12 protein-coding genes are annotated in these 12,251 nt (G+C 72.4%); 10 read left to right on the forward strand and 2 right to left on the reverse strand.

Annotated features, from left to right (window positions below):
• Positions 1–80: 80 nt before the first annotated feature.
• From J5X75_RS11765 to J5X75_RS11795, 7 genes are read left to right on the forward strand one after another with little or no spacing between them, the layout of a single operon-like run.
• On the forward strand, positions 81–1,775 hold the full coding sequence (locus J5X75_RS11765; protein WP_208467380.1) for a lipopolysaccharide biosynthesis protein: 1,695 nt from the start codon (positions 81–83) through the stop codon (positions 1,773–1,775).
• On the forward strand, positions 1,772–3,139 hold the full coding sequence (locus tag J5X75_RS11770) for a hypothetical protein (RefSeq protein ID WP_208467381.1): 1,368 nt from the start codon (positions 1,772–1,774) through the stop codon (positions 3,137–3,139). Before J5X75_RS11765 ends, J5X75_RS11770 begins: the two co-directional genes overlap by 4 nt.
• Complete coding sequence (locus tag J5X75_RS11775) at positions 3,136–4,365, forward strand: hypothetical protein (protein WP_208467382.1); 1,230 nt, start codon at positions 3,136–3,138, stop codon at positions 4,363–4,365. The genes J5X75_RS11770 and J5X75_RS11775 overlap by 4 nt, the downstream gene beginning before the upstream one ends.
• A 4-nt stretch (positions 4,366–4,369) precedes the next feature.
• Positions 4,370–5,248 (forward strand): sulfotransferase domain-containing protein, encoded by an 879-nt coding sequence (locus J5X75_RS11780; RefSeq protein ID WP_208467383.1) that lies wholly within the window; start codon positions 4,370–4,372, stop codon positions 5,246–5,248.
• Positions 5,245–6,744, forward strand: a complete 1,500-nt coding sequence (locus tag J5X75_RS11785; protein WP_238487696.1) for an MATE family efflux transporter — start codon at positions 5,245–5,247, stop codon at positions 6,742–6,744. Before J5X75_RS11780 ends, J5X75_RS11785 begins: the two co-directional genes overlap by 4 nt.
• A complete protein-coding gene (locus tag J5X75_RS11790; protein ID WP_208467384.1) occupies positions 6,741–7,475 on the forward strand; it encodes a methyltransferase domain-containing protein in 735 nt (244 codons plus the stop codon). Before J5X75_RS11785 ends, J5X75_RS11790 begins: the two co-directional genes overlap by 4 nt.
• Positions 7,468–8,463, forward strand: a complete 996-nt coding sequence (locus tag J5X75_RS11795; RefSeq protein WP_208467385.1) for a glycosyl hydrolase — start codon at positions 7,468–7,470, stop codon at positions 8,461–8,463. Before J5X75_RS11790 ends, J5X75_RS11795 begins: the two co-directional genes overlap by 8 nt.
• On the opposite strand, the gene J5X75_RS11800 is transcribed toward J5X75_RS11795, so the two are convergent.
• Entirely contained in the window at positions 8,453–8,827 is a 375-nt protein-coding gene (locus J5X75_RS11800) for a VOC family protein (protein WP_208467386.1), read from the reverse strand. The two genes, J5X75_RS11795 and J5X75_RS11800, sit on opposite strands and share 11 nt — an antisense overlap.
• A 109-nt stretch (positions 8,828–8,936) precedes the next feature.
• Between J5X75_RS11800 and J5X75_RS11805 the strand changes: the two genes are divergently transcribed.
• Positions 8,937–9,518, forward strand: a complete 582-nt coding sequence (locus J5X75_RS11805; protein ID WP_208467387.1) for a DUF4262 domain-containing protein — start codon at positions 8,937–8,939, stop codon at positions 9,516–9,518.
• Positions 9,519–9,521: 3 nt separating this feature from the next.
• On the opposite strand, the gene J5X75_RS11810 is transcribed toward J5X75_RS11805, so the two are convergent.
• Positions 9,522–10,325 (reverse strand): WecB/TagA/CpsF family glycosyltransferase, encoded by an 804-nt coding sequence (locus J5X75_RS11810; RefSeq protein ID WP_208467388.1) that lies wholly within the window; start codon positions 10,323–10,325, stop codon positions 9,522–9,524.
• A gap of 62 nt (positions 10,326–10,387) precedes the next feature.
• On the opposite strand from J5X75_RS11810, the gene J5X75_RS11815 reads away from it, so the two are divergent.
• Both J5X75_RS11815 and J5X75_RS11820 read left to right on the forward strand, forming a co-directional pair.
• Entirely contained in the window at positions 10,388–11,320 is a 933-nt protein-coding gene (locus J5X75_RS11815) for a sulfotransferase (RefSeq protein WP_208467389.1), read from the forward strand.
• A complete protein-coding gene (locus J5X75_RS11820) occupies positions 11,320–12,234 on the forward strand; it encodes a glycosyltransferase family 2 protein (RefSeq protein WP_208467426.1) in 915 nt (304 codons plus the stop codon). Before J5X75_RS11815 ends, J5X75_RS11820 begins: the two co-directional genes overlap by 1 nt.
• Positions 12,235–12,251: the final 17 nt, after the last annotated feature.

Raw genomic sequence — 12,251 nt, forward strand, 5'->3', positions numbered from 1 at the left:
GAGTGTGGCGTTGTCAGTCTGGGGCGAAACGCCCAAAGCTGACACGCACACTCCTCTCCCGGAAGGGCCGCCGAAGACTGATGGAACCGTCTCGCCCCTCGTCCGATCTCTCGCACTACCTGGGTGCCTTCCGCCGCCACTGGTGGATCGCCCTGGTGGCCACGGGTGCCGGCCTGGGTGGCGGCGCGGTGCTGACACAGGCCATGCCGAAGGTCTTCGAGTCCTCGGCGTCGGTGCTGGTGGAGCCGGTCGGGCAGGACACCAACGCGCAGGGCGGCCGGACCAAGGGTACGGTCAACCTGGACACCGAGGCGCAGCTGGTCGGCTCCGGGGCGGTCGCGGTCAAGGCGGCCACCCTGCTGCGCACCGACCAGTCGCCGATCGAGCTGGCCAAGTCGGTGTCGGTGCAGGTGCCGGCGAACACCACGGTCCTGGTGATCACCTTCCGGTCGGACGATCCGCGGAAGGCGCAGGCCGGGTCGCACGCGTTCGCCGAGGCCTACCTGCGTAACCGGGAGGAGAGCGCCCGGGCCCAGCTGGACAAGCAGATCAAGTCGCTCAGCCTCAAGGTGCGACAGCTCACCACGGTGCTGGCCGGGATCAACGCGAAACTGGCGATCGCGTCGAAGGACAGCCCGACCGCCGGCAACCTGCAGAGCCTGCGGAACAACTCGCAGAACCAGCTGAACTCGCTGACCGGGCGGCTCAACGAGCTGACCACCACCATGGTCGGCGGCGGCAGCATCATCAGCGACTCCCGCCTGCCGGACACCCCGAGCAGCCCGAACACGCTGCTCAACGTGGGTACCGGCGGCATGCTCGGTCTGCTGCTCGGGCTGTCCCTGGCATACCTGCGGGAACGGTTCGACCGGCGGCTGGTCAACCCGAACGACGTACGGGACCGGGGCCGGGTGCCGGTGCTGGCCGCGCTGGACGAGCGCAGCACGCCGCACTTCGACGACGTCCTCCAGCCGTACGGGCCGGGCGGGCGGGTCTTCAACCGGCTGCGCAACGAGGTGCTGGCCAGCCTGGGTGAACGCGACCAGATCATCGTGGTGACCGGGACCAGCCGGGGTTCGGCCAGCACCCTGGTCGCCGCGAACCTGGCGGCGGCGCTCGCGCGTACCGGAAGTGAGGTCGTGCTGATCGGCGCGCACCTGCCGGACAGCGTGATCGATGCCGCGCCGCTGGCGCGGATGTTCGGGGTCTCGGCCATGCCCGGCCTCTCCGACCTGCTCGCCGGGCGGGTCGCCCTGCCCCGCGTCCTGCAACGGACCCCGCGGATCCCGTCGCTGCGGGTGATCACCACGGGTGGCACGGCCACCGCGGCCGGGCTGATGCAGTCGCAGCGGCTCCGCGACACCCTCCAGGCGCTGCGCAAGCAGAGCGGGTACGTGGTCATCGAGGCCCCGTCGACCAGCAGCAGCGCCGACGCGCAGAGCCTGGCGAGCCTGGCCGACGCGGCGATCCTGGCGGTGGAGCTGCACCGGTCCCAGCGCCCGGCCCTGCTCGACGCCACCGACCAGCTCCAGCGGGTGGGCACCCGGCTGCTCGGCGCCGTGGTGCTGCCCCGGCTCGTCGTGGTGCGCCCGAGCGAGCCGGCCGAGCCGGCCGTCTCCCTGCCGGTGCCGGACGTCCGGGACGCGCCGGAGGAGGGCCAGACCCAGCAGCTGTCCTTCGCCGGCCGGCAGCGCCCGGGTGGCACCGAGAACCAGGAGGCCACCGCGATCATCGACCTCTCCAGCGCGGGCGCCGCGGACGGCGACGACAAGTGACCGCGGTCGCGGCGGTAGCGCACGCCGGGACCGCGCCCGGGACCTCCACCAAGAACCGCTCGCTGCCGTCCTGGCCGGTGGCCGGCATCCTGCTGCTCTATCCGCTGTGGTGGGCGCTCGGCCTGGGCGTGCTGATCTTCCCGATGATGGCCGCGCCGATGCTGTTCCTGCTGCTGCGCCGACGCTCGGCGGGCCGCACGCTGCGGCTGCCGCCGGGCTTCATCTGGTGGGTGATCTTCCTGGCCGCGGTGGTGATCAGCATCGCCGCGCTGGGCGTGGACCCGCCCGGCACGGTTCCGGAACGCGCGAGCGAGCGGTTGGTCGCCGTCGTCTACAAGCTTTCGATGTACGGGTCTCTCACGGTCCTTCTGGTGTACGCCGGCAACCTGACCGACGCCGAACTGTCCCGCCGCCGGCTGGTCCGCCTGCTGGGCGGGATGTTCGTGGTGACCGTGCTGGGCGGGCTGCTCGGCATGGTGGCCGGGAACTTCGAGTTCACCTCGCCGGTGGAGTGGCTGCTGCCGTCCGGGGTGCGCAACAAGGGTTTCGTCCGGTCGCTGGTGCACCCGTACGCCGCACAGATCATGGACCTGGTCGGCGGCGAGAAGCCGCGCCCGGCCGCCCCGTGGGGCTACACGAACACCTGGGGCAACAACTTCTGCCTGCTGGCGCCGTGGCTGGTGGTGGCCGCGTGGGCGAGTCACCGTACCGGCCGGAGGGCGCTGGCCGTGCTCTGCCTGGCAGTCTCGGTGGTGCCCGCGGTGGCGTCGCTCAACCGTGGCCTGTGGATCGGCGTCGGGGTGCTGCTGGTCTACGTGGCGGCGCGTCACGTGCTGGCCGGCCGGCTCTGGATCCTGGTCCTGCTGCCCCTGCTGGGTGCCGCGCTGGCGGTGGCGCTGACCGCCACCCCGCTGGGCACGACGGTGCAGGCGCGGCTGGACAACGGCAAGTCCAACGGGGTCCGGTCGTTCCTCGTCGACAAGGCACTGGACGGTTTCACCGGGTCGCCGGTGATCGGGTACGGCGGCACCCGGAACACCCTGGGCGGGCGCAACTCGATCGCGGTCGGCGAGAGCGCCGGCTGCGAGCGGTGCGGCAACTTCACGGTGGGTGGCAACGGCCAGCTCTGGCAGCTGCTCTACGCGCACGGCGCGGCCGGCACGGTGGGATATCTCGGCTTCTTCGGGTACGGGCTGTGGCGGTTCCGCCGGGACCGCACCCCGATCGGGATCGCCGGGAGCGCCGCGCTCGTCTCCTCCTTCTCCGCGATGCTCTGGTACAACTCGCTGGTCACCCCTCTGGCCTTCATGGTTCTGGCATATGCGCTGCTCTGGCGCAACTGGATCGAGGGGAAAACCGATTGAGCCCAGTTAGAACGGCTCCAGCTGAGTTGACGGCCGGGGACGCGGCCCTGCGGACGCAGTACCTGACCGAGGTTCTCCACCTGCTCTACCCCGCGCCCTGCCGTACCGACGGCACCCCCGGTCCCCTGGTCACCGAGTACCTGGTCGTTCCGAACGCGCACCGGCCCCGGCTGCTGGTGCCGACGCACTCGCCGGCGATCGCGGCGGCCGCCGTGCGGCGCTACGCCGAGCCGCAGAGCCGGATGGCCCGGCTCAAGCGGGGCGCCGTGGTCGCCGCGGTGCACGCCCGGGCCACCGGCCTGGTGTTCCGGGACCGGATCCGGGTGACCGGCCCGCTGTCGGCCGGCATCGACGGCTACCTGAGCGAGGCGCTGCGCCGTGATCTCGCGATCAGCATCCACATCGGCCCGGCGCGGGCCAACCGCAAGCCGGTGCTGCAACTGCTCGGCCCGGACGGCGACACCTTCGCCTTCGGCAAGCTGGGCACCGGCCCGCTGACCCGGCGCCTGGTCAAGGCGGAGACGGCGGCGCTCACCACGCTCGGCGGCAGCAACCTGACCAAGCTGACCGTGCCCCGGGTGATGCACTCCGGCCAGTGGCGGGGCATGCAGGTGCTGGTCCAGTCGGCGCTGCCGGTCTGGCTGCCGCGGGCGCCGCTCAGCCGGCGCCGGCTCACCGCGGCCATGCTCGACGTCGCGGGCTGCCGCGGCTACACGACCGGGCCGCTCACCGGCAGCGGGTACTGGCAGGACCTCCAGGAACGGCTCGGAACGGTCGCCGACCGGCCGGAGGGGGCGGCGCTGGCCGCCGCCGTGGACGTGCTGGCCGCGCACAGCGGCGAGACGGCCCTGCGGTACGGCGCCTGGCACGGTGACTGGGCCCCCTGGAACATGGCGAACCTGGCCGACGGCCTGCTCGTGTGGGATTGGGAGCGGTTCGCCACCGGGGTGCCGGCCGGCTTCGACGCCATCCATCACGAGCTGCAGAAACGTATCCAGTCCACCGGCGACGCCCGGGCCGCGGTCGAGGCGACCGTGCAGCGGGCCGACGAGCTGCTCTCCCCGTTCGGGGTGGCGCCGGTGGCCCGCGAGATCACCGCCCTGCTCTACCTGGTCGACCTCGCCGTCCGTTACCTGACCGACAAACAGGCCGAGGCGGGCGCCCGGCTGGGCGTGCTCGGGACCTGGCTGCTGCCGGTGCTGATCCGGCGCGTGGAGGAGCTGTAGAACCATGCACGTACGCAATCTGCCCGCACCGGTGAAACGGGTCGTGCACCTGGGCTCCCGGTCGTTCGGGCGGCTCACCGCGGAGAGCCGGATGCTGCCCTCGTTCCTGATCTGCGGCGGGCAGCGCTGCGGCACCACGTCGCTGTACCGCGCGCTGGCCGCGCACCCGGTGGTGCTGAAGGCGGTGCTGCACAAGGGCGTGCACTACTTCGACACGTCCTACCAGCGGGGGCCGGAGTGGTACCGCGGCCACTTCCCGACGTTGCGCAGCGCCGAGCGGATCGCCGAACGGTACGGGGTACGCGCGCAGACCTTCGAGTCCAGCCCGTACTACATGTACCACCCGCAGGCGGCCGCCCGGATCGCCCACGACCTGCCCTACGCCAAGCTCGTGGTGCTGGTCCGGGACCCGGTGGAACGCGCCTACTCGCAGCACCACCACGAGGTGGCCCGGGCCTACGAGTCGGAGCGGGACTTCGGCGCGGCCCTGGCCCTGGAGCCGGCCCGGCTGCACCGCCAGGAGGAACGGCTCGCCCTCGACCCGGCCTACTACAGCTTCGCCCACCAGCATCACGCGTACCGGGCCCGCGGCGAGTACGCCCGCTACCTGAGCGTGGTGGCCCAGCACGTGGGCCGGGAGCGGATCCACGTGGTGGAGAGCGAGCGCTTCTTCACCGACCCGGAGCCGGTGTACGACGAGGTCTGCGCCTTCCTGGGGCTGCCCGCCGGACTGGAGCGGCCGGCCTTCGAGCAGCACAACGCCCGGCCCCGGCATGCCGACATGGATCCCGGGCTGCGCCGTGACCTGTACGCCTACTACCAGTCGCACGACGAGGCGCTGGCCGGCTGGCTGGGGCGCACCCCCATCTGGCGCCGCCGATGACGGCAACGACCACGCAGCCGGATCCGGGGGCCACCCGGGGCGCGGCCCGCGGCGGGCTGGCCAACATGGCCGGCTCGGCGCTGGCTGGCGGCACCGGTGTGGTGGTCACCTGGGTCGTGGCCCGGGCGCTCGGCGCCGAGCAGGCCGGCGCGTTCTTCGCCGCCACGGCCGCGTTCGTGCTGGTCGGCGGGCTGGCCAAGCTGGGCACGCAGACCGGGCTGGTGTACTGGCCGGCCCGGCTGCGCAGCACCGGGCAGGAGCATCTGCTGGGCGCCTGCCTGCGTGCCGGCATCCCGCCGGTGGCCGGGTTCTCGCTCGTCCTGGGCGTGGCGATGTGGCTGGCCGCTCCGGCGATCGCGCACCTCACCGCGGGCGAGTCGCCGGAGGTGGTCGCCGGGCACACCGCCGGGCTCCGGGTGCTGGCCGTCTTCGTCCCGCTCCAGGCGCTCACCGACGTGCTGCTCACCGTGACCCGCGGCTACCGGAGCATGCGGCCGACCGTCCTGCTGGACCGGCTGCTGCGCAGTGGGCTGCAACTGCTCGCGGTCGGCGCGGCGGGGGTGGCGGCGCTCTGGGTCACGGCCTCGCTGCCGGTCTTCGCGCTGGCCTGGGCGTCGCCGTATCTGCCGGTGGCGATCCTGGCCGCGGTGGCCGCGCGTCGCGCGTACACCTCGGGTCGAACGACGGTGAGCACCGATCGGGGCGAGCGTCACCGGGTGCGCAGGGAGTTCTGGGTCTTCACCGCCCCGCGGGCGGTGGCCGCGGTCGCCCAGCTCGCGTTGCAGCGGGTGGACGTGCTGCTGCTGGCGGCGCTGGGCGGGCTGGCGCCGGCGGCCGTCTACGCGGTGGCCGGCCGGTTCGTGGTGCTGATCCAGTTCGCGAACCAGGGTCTGTCGCAGTCGGTGCAGCCGCGTCTGGCCGAGACGCTGAGCACCGGCGACCTGGCCGCCGCGAAACGGCTCTACCAGACCGCGACCGGCTGGCTGGTCCTGGTGACCTGGCCGATCAGCCTGCTGGTGATGGCGTTCGCCCCCTGGTATCTGCGGCTGTTCGGCGACGGGTACGCCTCCGGCGTCCCGGTGGTGCGGGTGCTGGCCGCCGCGATGCTGGTGGCGACCGGCTGCGGGATGGTCGACATGGTCCTGGCGATGGCCGGGCGCACCTCGCTGAACCTGGGCAACGTGCTGATCGCGCTGGTCGTGACGATCGGCCTGGACGTGCTGCTGATCCCGCGCTGGGGCGCGCTCGGCGCGGCGGCCGGGCTGGCCGGGGCGATGGTGGTGAACAACCTGCTCCCGTTGGCCCAGGTCCACCGGAGCACCGGTCTGCACCCGTTCGGCCGGGGCACGCTCACCGCGGCGCTCCTGGCCCTCCTCTGTTTCGGATTCATCCAGTTTTTCCCGGCGGCCATCGTGATCGCCGTCCCGGCCTACGCCGCGTCGGCGTGGCTGCTACGCGGACCGTTGATGCTCGGCGCATTCAGGAGGAAGAGTTGACCAGCGATTACACAGGGGTGTTCCAGGACACCGAGGCGGTCGAGAAGTACGAGACCGTGACGTACGCCCCGGACAGCTACGCGTCGCGGATCAACGACCGCCAGCGGGACTACCTGCGCTCCCTGGTGCGCCGCGAGTTCCCCGAACATCCACCGGTCCAGCACGACTTCGCCTGCGGCACCGGGCGGGCGGTCCGGGCGCTGCACGGCCTGGTCCGGGAGGCGCACGGGTACGACACGTCGGCCGAGATGATGGCGAAGGCCGCCGAGGTGGGGTCGCGGGCCTACTGGCACCTGGTTCCCCAGGACGGCCCGGTGCCGCAGCCGGTGGCGGCCGGCTTCCCGGCGATCGTCACGATCTTCCGGCTGCTGCTCAACGTCGACGAGGGGGTCCGGGACCGGGCTCTGGCGTTCGCCGCCAAGGTGCTGCCGCATCGCGGATCCGGGCTGCTCGTGGTGGAGAACCACGGCAACGCCGGATCGGTCCGGCACCTGCGCGCCCGGCGGCACAACGGGGAACGCTGGTTCGCCGAGCTCTCCCACGACGAGGTCGGGCGGCTGCTGGCCCGGCACGGTTTCGAGATCGTCGAGCGGCGCGGCTTCTCGATGCTCACGCCGTCGCTGCACGACCACCGGGTGGCCCGGCTGGCCGACGCGGCGGCACGACGGGTGCCGGGCAGCGACGCGTACGCCGTGAACGTCCTCTACACCGCCCGGCGGCTCCATGCGTAGGGGGCTGGTCGCCGCCGCCCTCGCGCTCCTGCTGCTCGGCGGCTGCTTCGCGGACGACCGGAAGGAACCCGCCCCGACACCGCCACCGGACCTGAGCAGTCCACCGCGGGCGGTCGCCACCAACCGGGGCCCGTTCCAGGCCGGTCCGTTCGAGGCGCCCCGCCGCGGCGCCTACCTCGGGGCGTGGATCAAGCCGGACGAGATGACCCAGGTGGGCCGGCTCGCCGCGGTCGGCGCCCTGGAGCAGTCGCTGGGCCGGAAACTGCACTTCATCAACACGTACCGCCGGTTCGAGCAGATGATGGGCACCCCCTCGGACGAGGCGTTCCTCGCCGACGGCGCCAAGCTGATGATCAGCTGGGCCACCGGGGACAACCGCTCCATCCTGACCGGCGAGCACGACGAGCTGATCCGCGAGCAGGCCCGCGCGGTCCGGCGCATCAAGGATCCGGTGATGCTGCGGATGCGCTGGGAGATGGACCGGCCCAACCTGCGGGCCACCATGTGGTCCGGCGAGGACTACATCGCGGCCTGGCGGTACGTCCGGAAGATCTTCCGGGAGGAGAAGGCCGACAACGTCTCCTGGGTGTGGTGCCCGACCGCCGAGGGCTTCATCCGCGGCGACGCGCCGGCCTTCTACCCCGGCGACGACCAGGTCGACTGGACCTGTGTGGACGTCTACGCCGGTTTCGAGTTCCAGCCGATCGGCACGCTGATGGGGCCCTTCCTGGAGTGGGCCGCCCAGCGTCCGAAACCGATCGTGATCGGCGAGTTCGGTGTGGCCAAGGCCTGGGGGTCCGAGGGCCGGGCCGCCTGGCTCAAGGACGCCGAGCGCACCTTCAAGGCGAACAAGCAGATCAAGGCCGTCGCCTACTTCGAGTCCGATCCCGACGGGAACGGGCCCAACCAGCAGTTCCAGCTCGCCGGTGACGACCGGGCCTTCAAGGCGTTCCTGCGGCTGGTCCAGGACCCGTACTTCAATCCCTGATCCGCTCGAGGAACTCCAGCCGGTTGCCGTGCCCGTCGGCTGAGTAGAGCCGCCGGTGACCCGGGAAGTGGGGATCCCACTCGACCGGGTGCCCGGCGGCCGCCAGCCGCGCGGCCAGCGCGTCCAGGCCGTCGATCAGCACGCCCGGGTGCGACTTGAGCGCCGGGGTGAAATCCGGGACCACGCTGAGATGCACCTCCCAGCCGCCCGCCCGGAACCAGCAGCCGCCGCGGGCGGCCAGCACCGGCGGTTTCACGACCTCGGCCATACCGAGCACGCCGCTGTAGAAGGCGCGGGCCACACCCTCGCCACCCGGCGGGATCAGCAGCTGCACATGGTGCAGGTCATCGATGCGAAAACCCATGATCCGATCTTAACCGTACGCTCGTACGGTTTGCCAGCCCGGAAAAGTGTCGTACGTCTGTTCCATAGTGAGCTCAGCCAGTTCGGGCCGAGCCACGGGGGTGTCACCGATGTCGTACCTCGACGACTTCTTCGAGGAGCAGAGCGAGATCATCGAGCGGTTCGGGTGGGCCGTCGTGCACGTCCTGCCGGGTGACGACGATCCGGTGGAGACGGTCCCTTTCGCCTACACGGTGGGCCTCACCGGCTACGGCTATCCCGAGCTGGCCATCGCCGGGGTGCCCCCGGAGGTCGGCCACCAACTGCTCAACGAGGTGGCCGGGCGGGTCCGCGACGAGGGCCTCCAGCTGCGCCACGGTCACCGCATCCGCGGCCTGATCACCGGCCGGGAGGTGCGGATCGTGGGCGGCGACATCCGGGCCGAGCTGTTCCCCGGCGCCGCCCTGATGCGCTACGGCGACGACCGGGTGCGGTTGTTGCAGCTCGCCTGGCCCGACCCGGGCGACCGGTTCCCCTGGCAGAGCGGCTACGACGCGGCGCGCTTCCCACAGCCCACACTGGGCGCTCCCCTCACCCGGGCCGGCCGCCGTTGCGCCGCCCTCCGCGGTCTCCCGGGCGGCGCCCGCCGCCGCCGGGCGCCCCGGTCCCGCCGGGACTCCCCGGGCGGCGAGGGCGGCGGCCTCCGCCCGTGACGATCAGCGCCGGCCGGCCCAGCGCGGCGCCCAGGCCAGGAGCCGGAGAGCGTAGGGGGCGTCCCGGCGCAGGTAACGACCGGCCAGGCGGCGCGGTTCGGCGCCGAGGCGGTGGACCCACTCCAGGCCGCTGCGCTGCATCCAGAGCGGGGCGCGCCCGACGTCACCGGCGACGAAGTTGACCGCGGCCCCGCAGCCGACGAACCAGGTTCGGGGCAGGTCGCGGCGGAGACGCTCGATGACGTCCTCCTGCTTGGGGAAACCGAGCCCGACGAAGACCAGATCCGGCTCGGCGCCGATCACCGTCGCACAGAAGCCGGCATAGGTGCTCTCGTCGAGCTCGAAGCCGTAATCGGGGCTGATCGTGCCGGCGATCCGCAGACCGGGGCACGCGGCGGCGAGCTTGGCGGCCGCCCGGGCCGCGCCGTCGCCGGACCCGGCGGCCGAGGCCTTGCGCGCGGGGGTCCCACCGATCACGAAGATCGAGCGGCCGTCGCGGCCGAGACCCTCGGAGAGGGACCAGATCAGGCTGCTGCCGGCCACCCGCTCGGGCAGCGGGGCACCGCCGAGGCGGCTGGCCCAGATCAGCGGCATGCCGTCGGCGACGATGAGGTCGGCGTCGTCGAGATGGCGGCGGACGGCCGGGTCGGCGGCGGCGCGGCGGAGGATGTCGATGTTCGGGGTGACGATGCGGCCACCGCGGCCGTGGGCGAGCGCGTCCCGGACTGCGGCCACGACCTCGTCCTCGGTGATGCGGTCGATACCGGTGCCGTCCAGCTGCACACGGTCGAAAGCCTCGATAGTCACCTAACGCCTCCTTCTGCCTCTTTCACTCGTTACCTGAGCGAAACGAGCGAAGGCGAGCCAAAGTGGCACAAGTGCTTTTTCTGGGCGGATTCGGACGTAGCGGAACCACACTCGTCGAACGCCTGCTCGGGGAACTGCCCGGGATGTGTGCGCTCGGCGAGATCGTCCACCTCTGGCAACGCGACATCCGGGACGACGAGCGGTGCGGTTGCGGCGCCCGGTTCTCCGGCTGCGCGTTCTGGCGGCGCGTCGGCGACCTGGCCTTCAACGGCTGGGCCAACGTCGACGTCGACCGGGTCCACGCCCTCCGCGACGCGGTCGAACGGACCCGGCACATCCCACGACTCGCCTCGGCCACCGCCGCCACCGACGAGGTCCGCGAGTACGCCTCCTACTACGCCCGGGTCTACGCCGCCGCGGCCGAGGTGTCCGGCGCCCGGATGGTGATCGACTCCTCCAAGCACTCGGCCCTGGCCCACGTGCTGCGCTGGGCGGACGACGTGGACCTGAAAGTGGTGCACGTGGTCCGCGACGCGCGCGGGGTGGCGTACTCCTGGACCAAGACGGTGACCCGGCCGGAGACCGACGGCACCGACGAGATGACCCGCTACTCCCCGGGCCGCTCGGCGGTGCTGTGGAACGCGCACAACGCCGCCTTCGGCCTGCTGGCCCGCCGCGGCGTGCCGGTGTACCGGATCCGCTACGAGGAGTTCCTCACCGACCCGCGGGCCGGGCTGATCCGCCTGGCCGACTTCGCCGGCCTCCCCCTGCACCCCGAGAACCTGGACTTCCTCCGGAAGGAGCACGCCGACCTGCGGGTCGGGCACAGCGCGGCGGGCAATCCGATGCGCTTCACCGTCGGCCGGCTGGCGCTGCGCCGCGACGACGCCTGGGTCCGCGCCCTGCCCAGTGCCCAGCGCCGCCTGGTGGGCGCGGTCTGCGGGCCGCTGTTGCGGGCGTACGGCTACCCGCTGAACATCGCTTCGGAGGCATGATGAACTGGCCGTCGGTCGGGGTCGTGATCCCCACCCGAAACCGCCCCGAGCTGGTCCGCCGCGCGATCGCCGCGGTTCGCGAGCAGCGTTACCCGGGCGACCTCAAGGTCGTCGTGGTGTACGACCAGACCGAGCCGGACTACCTGCTGGCGTCCACCGACGGCGTACCGGTGCTGGTCCTGACGAACTGGCGGGCCTCCGGGCTGGCCGGCGCCCGCAACACCGGGCTGCTGGCGCTGGACACCGAGCTGATGGCGTTCTGCGACGACGACGACCAGTGGCTGCCGGACAAGCTGCGCCGTCAGGTGGCGGCGCTGCTCGCGGAGCCGTCGGCCGAGTTCGCCACGTGTGCGATCGAGGTCGAGTACGAGGGCCGCCGCACCCCCCGGCTGGCCGGCCGGAGCCGGGTGAGCGTGACGGACCTGGCCCGCTCGCGGATGGCGATGCTGCATTCGTCGTCGTTCCTGCTCCGCCGGGAGGCGCTGGCCGAGGACGCGATCGGGCTGGTCGCCGAGGACGCGCCGGGCAGCCAGAACGAGGATTGGGACCTACTGCTAAGGGCGGCCCGCCGGAGTCCGATCGTTCATTTGGACGAGCCGTTGGTCCGGGTGCTGTGGGGGCGGACCTCGCAGTACGCGTACGAGTACGCCACCAAGATCTCGTCGCTGCGCTGGATGATGCGGCGGCACCCGGAGATCAGCGGCTGCGGTCCCGGGGCGGCCCGGGTGTACGGACAGCTGGCCTGCTGGTCGGCGGCGTCCGGCAACCGGGGCGCGGCCTGGCGCTACAGCAAGGAGGCGGTCCGGGCGAACTGGCGCGAGCCGCGAACCGCCATCGCGCTGGCCGCCATGACCGGAGCGGTGAAGGTGGAGAACGTGCTGTCGGCCCTGCACAAACGCGGCCGGGGTATCTGAACTCACCCTTTCGAACC

It is taken from the genome of Actinoplanes flavus (genome assembly GCF_017592555.1).
Lineage (GTDB): Bacteria > Actinomycetota > Actinomycetes > Mycobacteriales > Micromonosporaceae > Actinoplanes > Actinoplanes flavus.